An 18,591-nucleotide genomic window follows, 5' to 3' on the forward strand; every position below is an offset into this window, starting at 1 on the left:
CAAATATACAGACCCTCATAGCCGGGCTGTCTGGCCAAGCGGGAAGCATTGGGCAGTGAGAATGCGCCGGATGCGCGTCGTGGCACGCGTTAGCAGTGACTCAAACAACCATATCCTTTATCTTAGCCCACTATCCGCTCTTTTGCAGATTGGTTTTGGTGCCCCCGCTTGTTATGAGGCTGTTCTTAGTAGTCGTTCTGTTTCTGATGTACCTGCTGCCATGTCGGGGTGCGGCGGCTTCTCTCGACAGCTTAGTAACTGAACTCAACCGGACCCTGGCCCACAAAGCCGATTATGACGCTCAGCGCTGGAGCCGGATTGGCGTGCTCACGAAAGAGTTTCGGGCGTACCAGGGAAACGACGACGCGAAGTTTGCGCTGGGCCTGAGCATTTACAATGAGTACAAGGCTTTTAAATATGATTCGGCTTTTGCCTACTGCCTGAAAATAACCCGGCTGGCCGAGCAGCTTCACAGCCCGCCCAAGCAGCAGGTAGCCAAGCTCCGGCTGGCCTTCGTGCTGCTGTCGTCGGGGCTGTTCAAGGAAACCTTCGATGCGCTGGACAGCATTCAGCCAAGCCAGCTAAGCGACGCTGATAAAGTCGAATACTACTTCATTAAGGCGCGGGCCTACAATGACTTAGCGAATTTCAACCAGGATGCTTTTTACCGGCCGGGCTACCTTACCAAGCTACTGACCTACGCCGATAGTGCGCTGCAATATTGCCGCCCTGGTTCCTACGAATGCCTGGCGGTACAGGCTCTGGTTACCCAGGAAACCGGCAACCTACAGAACGGCATTGCGGTATTCCGCCAGATCCGGCAGCTGCCGGGCCTGACGCAGCATCAGCTGGCCATTGGGGCCAGTACGCTGGCCAACATTTACAGCCGGGCCGGGTACGAAGACAAGGCGTTTGAGCTGCTGCTGCTATCGGCCATTGCCGATGTAAAGTCGGCCACGAAGGAAACGGTGGCTATGTCGGAAGTAGCCAATTACTGCTACCGACGCGGCGACCTGGCCAACGCGTATGCCTTCATCAAGGAAGCCCAGGAGGAAGCAGCTTTCTACAAAGCCCGGCAGCGCCAAGTGCAGATCAGCCAGTTTTCCTCCATCATCGACGGCAAGAAAATCGACATCATTGAAAGCCAGCGCAAGTCGCAAAACGTCTACCTCATTCTGGTTACGCTGCTGGCCGTGGTGGTAGCGGCTTTTGCTGCCGTCATCTTCGGGCAGTTGCGCAAACTGCGCAAGGCTGGCCAGTTGATTGCGGCGACCATTCTGGAGCTACGGGAGCGGAACACCGAGCAGCGCCTGCTCAACCAGGAGCTCACGCAAGCCAACAGTGCCCTGGCCGAAGCCAACGCCCGGCTGGCCGAAGCCAACAAGATCAAAGAAGAATATATCGGCTACTACTTCCACCACAACACCCAGTACCTGGATGAGCGTGAGACGCTGAAGAAGAAGGTAGGCACGCTGCTGAGCGCCAAACAATACACCGGGGTACAGCAGCTGGCCGACAGCATCAACGTCAAGCGGGAGCGGAGTGAGTTGTTCAAGGGGTTCGATACGGTATTTCTGCGGCTGTTCCCGGATTTCGTGGCGCAGTTCAACACCTTGTTTCGCGAAGAAGACCAGGTGCATCTGGATGAAGACCAGATGCTGACGGCCGAGCTACGCATCTTCGCCCTCATCCGCCTAGGCATCGATGACAGTGAGCAGATCAGCCAGATGCTGGGCTATTCCATCAACACCATTTATGCCTATAAGACGCGGGTGAAAAACCGTGCTCTTGTTCCCAAGGAAGAATTTGAGGCCCGCATCCGGAGGTTCTGACGGATAGTCGGCACAGATGGCGTGCCGCCTAACTCTATCCAGCGTCCCTACTTTTCTGCAACCTATTGGCAGGTTGGGGGCCTGAAACTACGCCTACATCACACGCAGCAGCACTGTATCTGTCCTGTATAATTTTCAGGATTATATTACTTATTTACCTATAAGTCAACTATATATACGCACCTGTGGTTGATATTTCTTATACTTTAACTGTAGTATTTTTTGTTTAGCGCAATAGGGCTTGCTTTGTACAAGCCCGGCCAGCTAGCCAGTTCCGCAAACGTTTGGCCAAGCCACCACTGTTACCCGCAAACGTTACCACTCCGGCCCGCTCTCCGGCTACTTCCCCGCACAGGTTTCGATGCAGTAGCAAACGTATTGGCTGCTACGACAACTTCTCCATCCTACTCCGCTTCTCACCAAACCCCACTTCCTATGTTGTTTCCGGTACCCTTTCTATGTAGCCGAAGGCTTCTTACCCGGTTTCTACTCTTATCGGGTTTGGGGACTTTTGTGACCGGCTACCACTCTGTTCAGGCTAAGGGCTATCATTCCGGAGCTGCGCTGCGGCCTGTAGCGGCTTCATACTTACTGCAAACCAATGGTACCATTACGGGCCGGGTGGTAGATGCCAAGGGGGAAGGCCTGCCGGGCGTAAACGTGCTGGTGCGCGGTACCACCAACGGTACTCAGACCGACGCCAATGGCGGATATGCCCTGGCTAATGTACCCAGCAACGCCACGCTGGTTTTTTCCTACGTGGGCTTTACGGCGCAGGAGCTGCCACTCAACGGCCGGGCGGCCGTTGATGTGACGCTGGTGGAAGATGTGAAGGCGCTGAGCGAGGTGGTAGTGGTGGGCTACACCACCCAGAAGCGTACCGATGTAACCGGCTCAGTGGCCTCGATCAGCGGCACGGAGATTAAGTCGTTGCCGGTGACCAACGTGCAGGAGGCCCTGCAGGGGCGCATGGCTGGGGTAGAAGTAGTGAAAAGCTCCGGTGCGCCCGATGCCACCGCCAGCATCCTGATTCGGGGAGTTTCTTCGCTCAACAATGCGCCACCGCTCTATATCATCGACGGCGTCCGGCAATCCGGCGACAACATCAACATCCAGGATATTGCCTCAGTAGATGTGCTGAAGGATGCCAGCGCGGCCGCCATCTATGGCTCAGCCGCCGCCGGAGGCGTTATCGTCATTACCACCAAAAAAGGCAAACCCGGCCAGCCGGCCATCAACTTCAGCGCCCGGTATGGCGTCACGCAGCCGCGCACCCTCAAGCTCCTGAACCGGGACGATTTTATCCGGCTCAAGCAGGCTATTGCCGACCCGGTGTACGTGGGCATGGAGCGCACTGACACCCTGCCCGACACGGACTGGACCAAGCAGATCTTTCGCGACGGAATTGAGCAGAACTACAACCTGTCGATTTCTGGCGGCACTCCGCAGCTCAGCTACCTGGTATCGGGCATCTACAACGACCAGAAAGGCGTGTACCTGAACAACCGCTCGGCCCTGGCCGGTGCCCGCGTGAACACGGAATACCAGCTTGGCAAGCGCATTAAGGTGGGCGAGCAGCTGTACGTGTGGCAGCGCCGCACCAAGCCCGTAACGATTACGCCCATCAACCCACCCTTCCGGACGGTGCCCACGATGTCGCCCTACACCAACGACCCGGCCAACCCCTACGGCCGTAACCCGGTGGGCTTTGCCGGTCCCAACCTCATTGCCCAGATTGGTACGGCCCACATCGACAACACCAAGTCCAACTTCCAGGGCAACGCGTTTGCTGAAATAACGCTGCCCCTGGACTTGAGCTTCCGCACCACTTTCGGCTATACCTACTACCTCGAAAACCAGAACTACTTTCAGGATTCCTACAACACCGGCGCCGTTTCAGCCCCCATCAATAGCCTGACCAAGTCGAGTGCCATTTACAGCACCCTGCTCAACAACTACGTGCTGTCGTACAACCACACGTTTGGAGCCCACGCGGTGAGTGCGCTGGTAGGCTTCGAGCAGATTCAGTCGGAGTACGATGCGCTGCGCGGCAGCCAGAATGCGGTGGGCGGCACCTCGTATGCTTTTCTGCCTACGTCGAACTCCATTACGCGCATCACGCCCGGCGGCTACGATACCAATGGCCTGATCAAATCGACGTTTGCCCAGCTGAATTACGGCTTCAACGAAAAGTACCTGTTCTCCCTTTCGGCCCGGCGCGACGGCAACTTTACGGTTTTTGGGCCAGGCAATCAGTACGGAGTCTTCCCGGCGGCTTCGGCGGGCTGGCGCATCAGCGAGGAGCCGTTGATCAAGAACGCGCTGCCTATGATCAACCAGCTTAAGCTGCGCGGCAGCTACGGCGTGCTAGGCAACAGCAACATTCCACCCTACCTGTTTCTCTCGACCTACGAGTACGTAAACGCGCAGAACTTTTACCCCGGCGCGCCACCCAGTCTGGGCTACACCCAAACGCTTATCCCGAACCCGAACATCAAATGGGAAAGCGTGTACGAAAGCAACGTAGGCATCGACGCCGAAGCCTTCAACGGCCGGTATTTCCTGACGGTGGAATGGTACAATAAAACCACCGAAGACATGCTCTACGCGCTGCCCATTCCGCTGAGCGTGGGCATTCCGTCCGGGCGCTTCTACACCAACATCGGGTCGGTGCGGAACCGGGGCCTGGATGTGGTGCTGGGCACCAAAGGCACCGCCCATGACTTCCGCTACACCGCTACCGTCACGGGCTCCTTCAACCAGAACAAGGTGCTGAACCTGGACAACATCAACAGCAACCCCATTCAGGCCGGCGACAACAGCTATGGCAACCCTTCCTACGGGCAGCAAACCGGGCAATTCCTTACTTACACCAAAGCGGGGCTGCCGTTCGGGCAGTTCTACGGCTACCAGACGGAGGGCATTTACCAGAGCCAGGAGCAGATTGAAGCGCACCCCCAGCGGGAAGGCTACAAAGCCAACATCGGCGACCTGATTTACCGGGACGTGAACGGCGACGGTATCATCAGCGACCAGGACAAGACCATCCTGGGCAACCCCAATCCCAAGCTCACCTACGGGGTAAACCTGAACCTTGGCTGGAAGCACTTCGACCTTGCCTTGCTCTTCAACGGCGTAGCTGGCGTAGACCTCTACAACGGCGTAGCGCCCTACGCGCAGTTTCCCTTCAGCGACGGCAACACCACCTACCAGGTTTTTGGGGCCTCGTTTCTGGGCGACAACCAGCTGACCTCGCAGCCACGCCTGGGCGTGCTCACGCCCGGCAGCAACGGCGCCCCCGCCACGTTTGCCACCGACCCCAACGGCAACTACTCCTACGTGAGCGACTATTTCGTGGAGAAGGGCAACTATGTGAAACTAAAAAACCTGCAGCTGGGCTACACCTTGGGCGACGCGCTGCTGCAACGGGCCAAAATCAAAAGTGCCCGCCTGTATGTGATGGCCAACAACCTGTTCACCATCACCAACTACTCCGGCATCGACCCCGAAATCGGGGGCGACGTGATTACGCGGGGCATTGATGCCCCCCTGCAATACCCGCACGCCCGCATTTACTCCCTGGGCGTGGACCTGACTTTCTAACGCTCCGACCTGGGACTTCCCACCCTGCCATGTTGAAAAAATCCGCTTTCCTGGTTTTGGCCGCGCTGCTGCTGGGCAACTGCACCAAAGACCCCAACGATATTGCCCAGCCCGACAAGTACAGCAGCGGCAGCTACCCGGCCAGCCTCGCGGCCCTGTCGGGGGTGCTTACGCCGGCGTATGCCAATCTGCGCTCCTACGAGCTCAACGGCTTTCAGATGCTGTGCAAGGACTTTGCCTGCAGCGAGCATACCGCCGACCTGGCCTACGGGGGCGAACGGTCGTGGACGGAGCTGGCCCTCAACCACCTGAGCGTGGGCAACAGCTACGCCAACGACCTGTGGAAGGGCCTCTACACGGGCGTCAAGAACGCCAACGCCTTTCTGGACCGCGCCGACTTCTACGAGAAAAACTACATGGCCCCCTCGGAGCAGAAGGCCGTGAACACACTACGCGGCGAGGCCTACTTTCTGCGGGCGCTCTACTACTACCACCTGGAATGCTTTTATGGCGAGGGCTACATCTCGGCCGGCGGCGGAAACGACAAACTGGGGGTGCCGCTCTTCTCAACTATTCCCGCCACGCTGGAAGAAACGCAAAAGCCCCGCGCCTCGGCCCGGGAAGTATGGGACTTCATCATCAGCGACCTGAAAAAATCGGCGGAGCTGCTCCACGGCATCGAGCGCACCGGCGTAGACCAGGGCCGCGTGACGGAGTGGGCCGCCAAGGGTTTGCTGGGCAAAGCCTACGTGTTCACCCAGGACTGGACCAATGCCAAGCCGGTGCTCCTGGATGTGATAACCAACAGCGGCAAAGCGCTGATGCCCTTCAGCAAGTACAAGAATGCCTTCAACGCGCAAAGTGGCAACGAATTCAACGAGGAGTCCTTGTTTGAGATAAACGTGGACCGCACCACACCTGGCTACGGCATTTTCATCGACGGAGTAAATGCCAACCTCACCACCAGCCAGGGCCTGATCTGGTCGCCCAGCATCCTGGGGGACGATGGCACCGAAAACGGCCCGAACAACAACATGGGCTACGGCAACGAGTTTATGCACGACCGGAACCTGCTGCGCTTCGGCTACAACCTGCCCATCTACCACTTGGTCAACAACCCCAAGTTTGACCCCAGCAAGCCGGTTTCCTACAAAAATCCGCGCCAGGTCATCGACCCCGAGACCAAGCAAAAGTCGCTGGAGATGCGCGCCAATAAAACGGTAGATCCACGCCTATATGTGTGTGCGCTTCAGCCCTGGATTGACTCTGTAAGCCGTGACGGCTCGCAGTACCGGCCCGTGGTGAAGTGCTCGGGCATTGGGGCGGGCATCAAGCCGCTTTTCCAGGGTTGGAGCCTGAAGAAGTTCGTGACGACCGACAACAACATCTTTGCCTACAGTGCCGCCGACGGCGCTAACTACTACCTGCTGCGACTGGCCGACGTGTACCTGCTTTACGCCGAAGCCTGCAAGAATAGCGGCGACGAAACCCAGGCGCTGGAGTTCCTGAACAAAGTAAAGCGGCGGGCTTACGACTACCCTATCAACGAACCTTCGCCGGTAGACTACCACTCCTTCTCGGACCAGACCAGCGCCACCGACGACAACCTGGCCACCAACCCGCTGTATTACGAGCGGTGGGCCGAGCTGTTTGCCGAAGGCCAGTGGTGGTTTGATGTGGGCCGCTGGCGCATAGGCGCTGCCGAAGCCGAGTTCTACGGCAACACGCTGCCTACCGGGGGCAAAATTGAGTGGAGCGACCAACGCTCCTACGCCTGGCCCATCCCCACCAGTGAGCTGAGTACCAACGCCAAGATGGTGCAGAACCCAGGGTATTAATTTTTTCCTGCCGCTGGCGCGGCTTCTGCTGGCGTTGCTTGTCTGGCTGATTTCTCTTGTATGCGAATCTGTTTGTTGCTTTTCCTGCTGGCTGCCCGCGTAGCCTCGGCCCAACCTGCCTCTCCCCTCACGGCCCAGCAAGGCAACGTGAAGCTGACAGTGGCACTGGATGCCGAAGGCCGCCCCACGTATGCCGTTTCCTACCGGCAGCAATCCGTCATCAAGCCTTCCAGGTTAGGCATAAAGCTGGCGGAGGGTCCGGGCTTCGACGGGCCGCTGACGCTGCTGGGCTCCGAAACCAAGGACGTGGACGAAACCTGGCAGCCGGTGTGGGGCGAGGTGAAAAGCATCCGCAACCACTACCAGCAGCTCACCGTGCATCTGCGCCAGCCCCAGGCCCCGGGTCGTCGTTTAGATATGGTGTTCCGGGTGTTTGCCGATGGGGTTGGCTTCCGCTATGAGTTTCCGCAGCAGCCCAACCTGAAATACTTCGTGGTAGCCGACGAGGTAACGGAGTTTGGCCTGACCGGCAACCACAAAGCCTTCTGGATTCCCGGCGACTACGATACCAACGAGTACCCCTACACCACATCCAAGCTAAGTGAGGTAAACAACGCGGCGCTGGTGAAAGCCTCCACGGCCATTGCCGTGCGCGAGGCCCCCGATGCCCAGGCGGTGCAAACGCCGCTCATGCTCAAATCGGCCGATGGATTGTACATCAACCTGCACGAGGCGGCTCTGCTGAACTACCCGGCCATGCAGCTCCACGTGGATCCGCAGACGTACCAGCTCTCGGCCCGCCTGGTGCCCGATGCCACGGGCAGCAAAGCCTACCTGCACGCCCCCGACCACACGCCCTGGCGTACCATCATCGTCAGCGATAAGGCCACCGACATTCTGTCCTCCAAGCTCATTCTGAACCTGAACGAGCCGAGCAAACTAACGGATACCGGCTGGATCAAGCCCATGAAGTTTGTGGGCGTATGGTGGGAAATGCAGACGGGCAAAAGCACCTGGAATTACGCCAACCGGGCTGACACCCTCACCGAAGCCGGCCAACTGATTCCGCACGGCCGCCACGGCGCTACCACCGCCAACGTGAAGCGCTACATCGACTTTGCCGCCAAGAATGGTATTCCGGGCGTGCTGGTGGAAGGCTGGAACGTGGGCTGGGAAGACTGGTTTGGCAACTGGAAGGAAGACGTGTTCGACTTCGTAACGCCCTATCCTGATTTTAATGTGCAGGAGCTGCAGCAGTATGCGGCCGGCAAGGGCGTGCAAATGATCATGCACAACGAAACCTCGGGCTCGGCCACGGACTACGAGCGGCGCCTTGAACCGGCCTATACCTTCATGAACCAGCACGGCTACCCGGCCGTGAAAACCGGCTATGTGGGCCGCATTGTACCGCGTGGGGAGCACCACGACGGGCAGTGGATGGTAAACCACTACACCCGCGTAGCCGAAACGGCTGCCCGTCACCGCGTGATGGTGGACATGCACGAACCCGTGCGCCCCACCGGCCTGCACCGTACCTACCCTAACTGGCTGGCTTCCGAAGCCGGCCGCGGCAACGAGTACAACGCCTTTAGCGACGGAAACCGCCCTGACCATGAGACCATTCTGCCCTTTACCCGCCTCATGGGCGGCCCTATGGACTATACGCCCGGCATCTTCAAGCTGCGCAACTACTCCGCCGATGCCACGCGGCGGGTGCAAACCACCCTGGCCAAGCAGCTGGCCCTGTACGTGACGCTTTACAGCCCGCTGCAGATGGCTGCCGACCTGCCGGAAAATTACGAGAAGGAGCCGGCCGCTTTCCAGTTTATCAAAGATGTGCCCGTAGACTGGGACGATACCCGCGTGCTGGAGGCAGAGCCCGGCGAGTACGTAACCATTGCCCGCCAGGAAAAGGGCAAGAGCAACTGGTTTATCGGCGCTATTACCAACGAGAAAGGCCGCGCTACCACGCTCAAGCTGGACTTTCTGGAAAAAGGCCGCAAGTACATGGCCACCGTGTATGCTGATGGTGACGGCGCCGACTGGCAAGCAAACCCCGAAGCATACAACGTCACCAAAACGACTGTGCGCGCCGGGGCCAAGCTGCCGCTGCGCCTGGCGCCGGGTGGTGGGGCTGCCGTCAGCATTATCGCCATTCCTTAGCCGTAAAGTAGTATCTTGAAGCAGTCAATATTTTATCCTAATCCGTCCTTATCCACTCTGTTTTCCGACCTCCTCTATAAGTACATGAAAAAGCTGTTTTTACTTTTTTTCTTACTGCGGGCAGCTACGGCCCTGGCCCAACCGCCTAGCGTAGCCAAAACCAACCCGCAGCGGGTATATATGCACTATATGCCTTGGTTCGAGACGCCCCAGACTTCTGATAACCGAAGATGGGGCCTGCACTGGACCATGAGCAACCAGAATCCCAACATCGTTGACCCGGCCACCGGCAAGCGGCAGATTGCCGCGCATTACTACCCGCTGATCGGCCCCTACGCCAGCTCCGACCCCAACGTAATAGAGTACCATTTGCTGCTGCTCAAATACGCCGGCGTAGACGGGGTGCTGATTGATTTTTACGGCAATGGCGGCAACGACCTGCCCCTGCTGCTGCGCAATACCAACGCGCTGGTGCCGCGCACGGCCGATGTAGGCCTTGGCTTCGGGGTAGTATTTGAGGATCAGTTTGCGGCCACGCTCGCCGATGCTAAGGCCAACATGCAGTACGTAGGCACCAATTACTTTTCGCGGGCCAACTACCTCCAGCTCGATGGCAAGCCGCTGGTCCTCACCTTCGGTCCGCAGAAATACCAGACACCCGCTGACTGGACGCAGATTCTGGGCGTGCTCCCTACGCCACCTACGTTCCTGCCTCTGTGGTACGAATCGGCTGATGCCGGCGCCAATGCCTCGGGCGAGTTCAGCTGGATTTACTCGGATTTCCTGACCGGCCTCACCAATTTCTACAAGAACCGGGCACCCGGCCTGGGCGTAGCGGGTGGTGTGGCCTACCCCGGCTTCGACAGCTTTTACGCTAAAGGCGGCTGGGGCGGACCCACCTGGGTGATTCCGCACAACGACGGCCAGACGCTCAAGCAAACCCTGGACCTGGCCACGCAGTACCAGAGCCGCCTGGACTTCGTGCAGTTGGCTACGTTCAACGACTTTGGCGAAGGCACCATGCTGGAGCCTACGCAGGAGTTCGGCTTCGCGGCCCTGGAGCAAGTGCAGGCTTTCACGGGCGTAGCGTACACCGTAGCGGAACTGAAGCTGGCGTACCAGCTCTATACTCTGCGCAAGTTCCACGCGGGCAATACCAACGCCCAGGCTACCTTGGACCAAGCCTTCCAGAAGTTCGTTGCCCTGGATGTGCCCGCCGCAGCCAGCCTGCTCAACAGCCTAAGTCAGCCTACGCCCGTGCGCCCCGCCTCTGGCAGCCTGCGCCTGCAGCTTTACCCCAATCCAGCCGGTAGCACCCTGAAACTGTTTTACCCGGCTGAGCTGAAAGGCGGTACCGTGCAGGTACTGGATGCTACGGGCCGCGTGGTGCTTACCCAGGCCGGCCACCCTAGTTTGGACATCAGAGGTCTGGCCTCCGGCACTTATCGGCTGGTGTACAGCAAAGGCAACACGCACCTCAGCCAGTCCTTTGTAAAGTAGATGCTCCCCTATTTTTTCCATTTTTCCCACCTTTTCCATTTCTCATGAAAATTTTTACTCAACTGCTGTGCGCCGCCGCCCTGCTGGCTGTCAGCCAGCAAGCCGCCGCCCAAACCCTGCTCGATAACTTCGAGACGACCCGCTTGCTCTCCTATCCGGAGGCCCAAGGCGTCCTCACGCAGGAAGCAGCCAACCCTTTTAAAGGCACTGGCAACAACAGCACCTCAGTGGCCAAGTTTGTGCGGGATGCCAACTCCCCGTACTCTACTATCACTATCCGGCCCAAAAACGGCAAGTTTGCCGATGTATCGGCGTACAAATCCGGTGCACAGAAGCTCACGATGAAATTTCTGAGCCCCGGCCCCGATTTGCGGGTAAACCTGGTGATGCAGGACAAAGACAAAGTAGCTTATCCGGCAGGCAACTACGCGGGCCTGTTCTTTGCCGTTACCACGGCCGCTGCCAACACCTGGGAGACGCTCACCTTCACCTTTGAAGCGCCCGAAGGCTCCTTCGACCCAACCGTCACGGCCAAAGACATCGACCAGATTGCCATGCTCATTGCGCCCGGCGTTACGGGAGCCCCGGCCGGTGCAACCTACTACTTCGATGATTTTATGGGGCCGGCTACAGAGGCTATTCCTACCAGTGGCCAGCCTCCTATCCTGCTCGATGACTTCGAGACCAGCCGCTACGTGGAGTACCCGGTAGCTCAGGGCGTGCTCACGGAAAAAGCCCCAAACCCATTCAAAACCGCGGCTAACAACAGTGCTTCGGTAGCAAAATTCGAGCGTTCGGCCTCCGATATGTATTCTACCATTGCCATCCGTACCAAAAGCGGCTTTTTCGCCGATGTATCGGACTATGCCAGTGGCGCGCAGAAAATGACGATGAAATTCCTGAGCCCCGGCCCCGGCACCCGGGTACAGCTGGTGCTGCAGAATGCCGCAACGGTAGCGTATCCGAAGGGCAACTACGCCGGTGACTTCTTTGCCACCACCACAGCCGCCGCTAACACCTGGGAAACCCTGACGTTTGACTTCACCCCCGGCGTTGCTAATGCCACGTTCGACCCAACTGTAAAAGCCACCGACATTGACCAGATTGCCCTGCTCATTGCGCCCGGCTCGAGCAACAACGGCGCCACCTACTACTTCGATGACCTGATGGGCCCGGCCCTCGTAACAATGCCTACCGCTAACCGTGGCGCCCAGAATGCTACGGCTGCCTTCGCCGCTGTGTATCCCAACCCTGCTGCCGGCATCACCCAGCTACCCTACAGCCTGCAGAAATCTGCGGTAGTAAGCCTGGCCGTGTTCGATAACCTGGGCCGCCGCGTAGCGCAGGTAATTGACCGCCAGCAGCAGCCCGCTGGCCAGTTTTCCGCCGAGCTGAATGCGGCCCGCCTCGCCCCCGGCCTCTACACCTGCCGCCTGACGGTAGATGGCGTAGCTCTTACCCGCCGGCTGAGCGTGCAATAATCCTGCACTTCGAGTAACAAGGACCAACAAAGAGCCCCAGCCGAAATCGGCTGGGGCTCTTTGTTGGTCCTCACCAGGAATACACTCCTGTAATTCCTGGCCTTCGAGCCTACTCCGGCATTTTCCGGCCTAGCCGCACGAACACCGGAAACAGCACTTCCCGCTCACCTTGCCCCCAGGCTTCCGTCAGCTCGTCGGCTAGCAGTAGCACCGCGTCCTGGCCGTGCTGCTTGCGGTATTTCACCACGCTTGACCAGGTGCGCAGGTAGTTCAGGAAATGCTCGGCCGTCCAGCGGCGAGCCTCGGTAAAATGGGCATGTTCCACATCGGCAAACGGGAAGGGCAGGCGAGCATACTGGTCGTCAATATGCCAGCGGTTTTCGTCCCAGTACGGGCGCATGGTTTCGGCGTAGAACCGGCGGATGAGCGAATCCAGTCCGGCACTTACCTGCACCAGCCCGTAGCCCCACTCGGCTACCACCCCGCCGGGGCGCAGCACCCGCTGCACTTCCCGGTTGAAGGCCTCGAACTCAAACCAATGCACCGCCTGCCCTACCGTTACCAGATCTACGGCCGCATCGGCCAGCGGCGCGTGCTCGGCCGGGGCCAGCTGGTAGGTGATGTTGGGCTGCCGGGGCGCTTCGGCCAGTTGGGCGGCGCTGATGTCGGTGGCCGTCACCTGGGCAAAGTGCGCGGCCAGCACCACGGCTACCTGCCCGTTGCCGGTGGCGCAGTCCCAGGCGTGCGCCTGGCTCGGCACGCGCGGCAGCAGCCACTCGTATAAAGCCGCCGGGTAGTCGATGCGGTAGCGGGCGTAGAGGCTGGCTTGGTCAGAAAAACGGTCGAGCATGATGGGGAGACGGCTAGATGGTTGACGGTTTTCCGGCTAATATAGCTGAACAGCTGCCTGGCTGGGTCCGAGTGTAAGGGGTGACACTCTTTACTCTAATTGATGTACTGATTTACTCGGCAAACTGCGCAACATTTGCGCCAATGCGGCAGGTTGCGGGGCTTGTTCCCGCCCGGGCGTTGGACATCAGTAGGCGGGTTCGTTCAATGTCCGGGCGGGGACGAGCCCCACCCCTACCGCGTGACGGATATCCAGAAAACCATTCAATCACTTAATCTTTCAGCCATGTCTCTTCCAATTTCCACCGGGCTGCTGGCCTATGGCATGTCGGGCCGGGTGTTTCATGCGCCGTTCCTAGCCACGCACCCCGGCTTCCGGCTGCAGGCCGTGGTGGAGCGCACCCGCAAGGAAGCCGCCGCCACCTACCCCGCGGTGCAGAGCTACAACAGTGTGGCCGAGCTGCTGGCCGATGAGACGCTGGAGCTGGTGGTGGTGAATACACCCAACTTTACGCATTTCGACCTGGCCCGGCAGGCCCTGGAAGCCGGCAAGCACGTGCTGCTGGAAAAGCCCGTTACGGCCACCCTGGCCGAGCTGGACGCGCTGCTGGCCCTGGTCGAGAAACAGGGCAAGCTGCTGCTGGCTTACCAGAACCGCCGCTGGGACGCCGACTTTCAGCTGGTGCGGCAAGTGGTGGAAAGCGGCAGGCTGGGCCGGCTCACGGAGGCGCACTTCCGCTTCGACCGGTACAAGCCCGGCCTCAACCCCAAGGTGTTCAAAGAAGACCCCATCGTGCCCGCCAGCGGCTTCCATTACGACTTAGGTTCCCACGTGCTGGACGAGGCTTTGAGCTTGTTTGGCCGCCCCGAGCGGATGCAGGTGGCACAAGCCAGCCAGCGGCCCGGCTCCCGGGTGGTCGATTTTTTTCATACCCACCTCACCTATGCCGCCGGCCTGCAGGTGTTCGTGACGGTGAGTTTGCTGGCTGCGGCGCCGGTGCCCGCCTACGTGCTGCACGGCACCCAGGGCTCCTTCCAGAAGCGCCGCGCCGACGTGCAGGAAACCCAGCTGGCCGCCGGCCTGCTGCCCACCGACGCAACCTATGGCTGGGAGCCGGCCGAAGCCGCCGGCCAGCTGACGTTGGCGGAGGCAAACGGGCAGCTTTCCACCACCGCTCTGGAGGCCCCGCGCGGCAGCTATCCGGCCTTGTTTGAGGCCGTGTACCAGGCTATTCGCCATGGGCAGCCGTATCCTGTGCGGGCCGAGGAGCTCCGCTGGCAGCTGGAAATTCTGGAGCAAGCCGCACGGCCGGCCCACGGCTGAGCTTCTGCGCGCGGCGGCCCGAAATCCTTCTATCTTTGTTTCAACCAGAATACCAGCTGCCGCAAGCTGACCAGGAAACCAAGGTCAGCCATTCATCATCTTAATTCTCGCTGAACCTTGACGTTTCACGAATTCAACCTCCACGACGACCTGCTGGCCGGCGTGGACGCCATGAACTACCAGCAGGCCACGCCCATCCAGGAACAGGCCATTCCGCGCATTCTCGAAGGCAAAGACCTGATTGCCTGCGCTCAGACCGGCACCGGCAAAACCGCCGCTTACCTGCTGCCCCTGCTCGACAAGATTTCGCACGCCAAACACGGCACCACTTCCACGCTGGTGCTGGTACCCACCCGTGAGCTGGCCACCCAGATCGACGAGCAGATAACCGGCTTTGGCTACTTCGTCGAAGCCAGCTCCATTGCCATCTACGGCGGGGGGAAATCCGAAGGTTGGGAGCAGCAGAAGCGCGCCCTTACCTCCGGCGCCGACATCATCGTGGCCACGCCCGGCCGCCTTATTGCCCACATGCAGATGGGCTACGTGAAGTTTGAGGACCTGAAGTATCTGGTGCTCGATGAGGCCGATAAGATGATGGACATGGGCTTCTCCGATGACATCCTCAACATCGTGCGGCAGCTGCCCAAACAGCGCCAGACGCTGCTGTTCTCGGCCACCATGCCCAGCAAAATCCGGGACTTCTCGCAGCAGCTGCTTCAGAATCCCGAGGAAATCCGGCTGGCCGTGAGCAAGCCCGCCGCTGGCATCGACCAGCAGTTCTACCTGGCTTTCGACCGCCAGAAGATTTACCTGCTCGAGCACATCATCAAAACCCAGGATGTGCAGAGCATGGTGCTTTTCACCAGCCAGAAAGCGGCGGTGGGCGGTATCGTCCGGGCCATTAATAAGCTCGGCATCGAGGCCCGCGGCATCAGCTCCGACCGGACCCAGGAGGAACGCGAGGAAATCATGCGGGCCTTCAAAAACAAGCAGTTCCCCATCCTGGTAGCTACCGACGTACTCAGCCGGGGCATCGATATCGACTCACTCAGCCACGTAGTAAACTACGATATTCCACGCGCCGCCGAGGACTACGTGCACCGCATTGGCCGCACGGCCCGCGCCGCTACCAAAGGCACGGCCATCACCTTCATTGCCGATCAGGACCAGGACCGGGTGCTGAAGATTGAGAAGCTGATTGAGCGCGAAGTCGAAAAGCAAAGCATTACGGAAGCCCTGGGTTTGGGCGAAGCGCCCGAGTTCGACCCTAAGCGCTTCAGCGGACTGCGCGGCAAAGTTGGGGGCCGGCCCGAGCGGGGCGGCCGCTCCGGCGGCGCGGGCCACGACCGGGGCCCGCGCCCCGAGGGTAGCCGTGGCCCCCGCGAAGGTGGGCGCTCCGGCGGCCGCGGCGACAAAGGCTCCCGCCCCGAGCGCGGCGACAAGCCCGACGCCGACCAGCAGGCCCGCATTGCCAAGGCCCAGGCTGCCCTGGCTGCTCTTGATGCCGGCCAGGCCCCGGCCCAGCCCTACCAGCGCCCCCCGCGCGAGCCCCGCCCCGAAGGCGAAGCGAAGGATGGCGCAAGCCAGGCCCGCCCGCCCCGCCGGGAGCCCCGTGCTCCGCGCCCGCCTCGCTCCGAGGGTGAAGTCGATAGCACGGCCCCCCGGGCCGAAGGTGAGCTACCTGCCGAAGGCCAGCGCCGCCGCAAGCGCGGGGGCCGCAACCGCAAGCGCAGCGACCGGCCCGCGGGCACGGGCGCTGAGGTTACCCCAGCTGCTCCCGCCTCCCCCGGCGCCGAGTAACAAGCTCCACACCGCAAGCAAAAGGCACCGCTACAGCTGTAGCGGTGCCTTTTTTGTAACTTCCGGGCTCAGGCAAAATTACATTTGACTTAAATCCAGAGTACCTGAAAATGAACGTAAAAAACCATTTTAGGTTGAAATCAGGTTGACGGCTGCCGCATAAAAAACACCTTCTCCGCAGCGCAGAGAAGGTGTTTGCATGAGTCCCTACCTTCAAGTCTCAGGACCAACTATTTCACCAGAACCAAGCGTTGGCTCTGCGTCTTACCATCAAGTTGCAGGCGGCAGGTGTAGATGCCCGCCGGCAATGCTTTCCCTTCCAGGGTGAGCTGATATTCCCGGCCGCCTTCAGCCGTGGCGTCGAAGAGCGTGGCTACCGGCTGGCCCAGGGCATTGTAGAGCCGTACCTGAGCCGGAGTACTCGCCCCAGCGCGGAACTGTACGGTAGTACGGTCGGTGAAAGGGTTTGGATACGCTTCCAAGGGCTGCTCCAGTACAGGGGCGGCCGCCTTGGTGACGGTGCCCGAAGTGCGGGCTCCCGCCCCGGCAATGTACCAGCGCTGGCCTCGGTTGCCGTTCTGGTCCCACAAAGCCAGCTGGGTGCCGGCCGCAGAGGAGGCTCCGGGTACTTCAATCACCCGCGTGCCTGTCAGGGAAGTCATCAGATAGGCCCCATCAGCCGTGCGCTCAATCTTGAATTTCTGGCAGTTGTTGTTCAGATAAGGCCAGAGCTGCAGCTTGGCGCCGTTGCTGGCGCTGCAGTTCACCACATCAGCCGCCAGCCCGCCCTGGGCGTTGGTAATCTTGTAGGCGCCGTCGCCCACGGGTGCGAAGTCCCACTTCTGGCACGTGAGGTTATTGTACGTTCCCTGGGCAATAGCCTGCCCCTGCACACCGGTGCAGCCCCAGGCATCCCACGATAGGCCGCTGTTCTGGTTGGTGATGCGGTAGCGCCCGGCCGCCACCCAGTCGCGCGTTACAAAGGGCCAGCCATCCGCCCCGCTGCCACCCAGGTTGGCAATATCGAGCTTGGCGTTGCCGTTGTCGTTGCCGTCGTAGTAGTGCATTGACACGAAGTTGGCCCCATTCTCGCGCAGCAGACCAAAGTGGCCAGGGCCGATGTATTTGCCGGAAGAGGACAAGATGCGCGTGCCGCCGTTGCTGCGCAGGTCTACGTTATTTTTGTCTTTGTAAGGTCCGTTGATGCTAGTGGAGCGGCCCATCACCAGATAGTAGGTGCTGTTTACGCCCTGGCAGCAGGCGCCACGGTTGACCACGAGGTAGTAGTAGCTGCCTTCCTTGAACAAGTACGGCGCTTCCCAGGAGGCCCGGCTACCGCCTGCTACGTGTACCACGGCAGCACCCGCCTTCTTCAGTCCCGTAGCGGCGTCGAGCTCAATAATACCAATGCCGCCGGAAAACGAGCCATAAGTCATGTACACCCGGCCGTTGCTGTCCTTGAGCAAGGCCGGGTCAATGGCGTTGATGTCCGTTTGCGTGGCCGATGAAACCACCATGCCCAGGTCCGTCCATTTGTAGCTGGCCGAGTTCTGGTCAAGCGTGGGACTGGTAGCCACGCCAATGGCTGAGCGCGGGGAGCCGAACGTGGAGCAGGAATAATAGAGGTAGTACTTGCCATTCATGTACAGCACGTCGGGCGCCCAGAATGTGCCGTCGAAGCCGGGCACCGCTTGATTGATCCACGAAGGCCAGGTGCCAATGGGAAACACCGATTTGGGCGCCGTAGTCCAGCGAAACAAGTCCGTGGAATACGCCGCGTAGATACCCGCCCCGGTCGTAAACATCCAGTATTTGCTGCCGTCCTTGATGAGCGTCGACGGGTCGTGAGAGCCGGTAGCTCCATCCAGAGCCCTCACCGGGGTGTTAAATCCAATCAGCAGCACCCAAAATAGAGTGGCAGCCCGAAGCAGCCGTTTCCATGTGTTCAACCGGTTGGTTTTATCCATGTACTGTTCAGTTACTCTGCTGCTAAGCGTTGCCGCGCTGCCGTCAGCCGCGTTTACTCGGCTTGAAGGTCCCTTTTCGTGTAGTGCGTGTTTCATGGAAAGAAAGTGGGAATTGGATGAGGGAAGAATGAAAAGAGCACAATCGATTGTGAAGAAGCTTAAAAAGAGAATAACAATCGATTGTGTAAAGGAATACAACAGATTAGATCAAGCAATTTGCTACACGAATTCAGG

General features: G+C 59.6%; 10 protein-coding genes. 8 read left to right on the forward strand and 2 right to left on the reverse strand.

What is annotated here, in order from left to right:
* Nucleotides 1–173: 173 nt before the first annotated feature.
* The 6 genes from I5L79_RS19195 to I5L79_RS19220 all read left to right on the forward strand — a co-directional run bounded on the left by I5L79_RS19195 (nt 174) and on the right by I5L79_RS19220 (nt 12,417).
* A complete protein-coding gene (locus I5L79_RS19195) occupies nt 174–1,832 on the forward strand; it encodes a DUF6377 domain-containing protein (RefSeq protein WP_196956696.1) in 1,659 nt (552 codons plus the stop codon).
* Nucleotides 1,833–2,333: 501 nt separating this feature from the next.
* Nucleotides 2,334–5,435 carry a SusC/RagA family TonB-linked outer membrane protein gene (locus tag I5L79_RS19200; protein ID WP_196956697.1) on the forward strand — a complete coding sequence of 1,034 codons (3,102 nt, stop codon included), beginning with the start codon at nt 2,334–2,336 and terminating at the stop codon, nt 5,433–5,435.
* A 29-nt stretch (nt 5,436–5,464) separates the two neighbouring features.
* Complete coding sequence (locus tag I5L79_RS19205) at nt 5,465–7,273, forward strand: RagB/SusD family nutrient uptake outer membrane protein (RefSeq protein WP_196956698.1); 1,809 nt, start codon at nt 5,465–5,467, stop codon at nt 7,271–7,273.
* Nucleotides 7,274–7,333: 60 nt separating this feature from the next.
* The gene (locus tag I5L79_RS19210; RefSeq protein WP_196956699.1) at nt 7,334–9,436 is read left to right on the forward strand and encodes a glycoside hydrolase family 97 protein; all 2,103 of its coding nucleotides are present in this window, start codon (nt 7,334–7,336) and stop codon (nt 9,434–9,436) included.
* An 84-nt stretch (nt 9,437–9,520) separates the two neighbouring features.
* Nucleotides 9,521–10,936, forward strand: a complete 1,416-nt coding sequence (locus tag I5L79_RS19215) for a T9SS type A sorting domain-containing protein (RefSeq protein WP_196956700.1) — start codon at nt 9,521–9,523, stop codon at nt 10,934–10,936.
* Between the two features lie 44 nt (nt 10,937–10,980).
* Nucleotides 10,981–12,417: a T9SS type A sorting domain-containing protein gene (locus tag I5L79_RS19220; RefSeq protein ID WP_196956701.1), complete on the forward strand. Its 1,437-nt coding sequence runs from the start codon at nt 10,981–10,983 to the stop codon at nt 12,415–12,417.
* 109 nt (nt 12,418–12,526) lie between these two features.
* Here I5L79_RS19220 and I5L79_RS19225 read toward each other — a convergent pair whose 3' ends face one another.
* On the reverse strand, nt 12,527–13,267 hold the full coding sequence (locus I5L79_RS19225; RefSeq protein ID WP_196956702.1) for a class I SAM-dependent methyltransferase: 741 nt from the start codon (nt 13,265–13,267) through the stop codon (nt 12,527–12,529).
* 285 nt (nt 13,268–13,552) lie between these two features.
* On the opposite strand from I5L79_RS19225, the gene I5L79_RS19230 reads away from it, so the two are divergent.
* Nucleotides 13,553–14,590 carry a Gfo/Idh/MocA family oxidoreductase gene (locus tag I5L79_RS19230; protein WP_196956703.1) on the forward strand — a complete coding sequence of 346 codons (1,038 nt, stop codon included), beginning with the start codon at nt 13,553–13,555 and terminating at the stop codon, nt 14,588–14,590.
* A 171-nt stretch (nt 14,591–14,761) separates the two neighbouring features.
* Complete coding sequence (locus I5L79_RS19235; RefSeq protein ID WP_196956738.1) at nt 14,762–16,390, forward strand: DEAD/DEAH box helicase; 1,629 nt, start codon at nt 14,762–14,764, stop codon at nt 16,388–16,390.
* Between the two features lie 230 nt (nt 16,391–16,620).
* On the opposite strand, the gene I5L79_RS19240 is transcribed toward I5L79_RS19235, so the two are convergent.
* Complete coding sequence (locus I5L79_RS19240; protein WP_196956704.1) at nt 16,621–18,357, reverse strand: RICIN domain-containing protein; 1,737 nt, start codon at nt 18,355–18,357, stop codon at nt 16,621–16,623.
* Between the last annotated feature and the right edge of the window lie 234 nt (nt 18,358–18,591).

It is taken from the genome of Hymenobacter guriensis, from assembly GCF_015773195.1.
Taxonomy (GTDB): Bacteria; Bacteroidota; Bacteroidia; order Cytophagales; family Hymenobacteraceae; genus Hymenobacter; species Hymenobacter guriensis.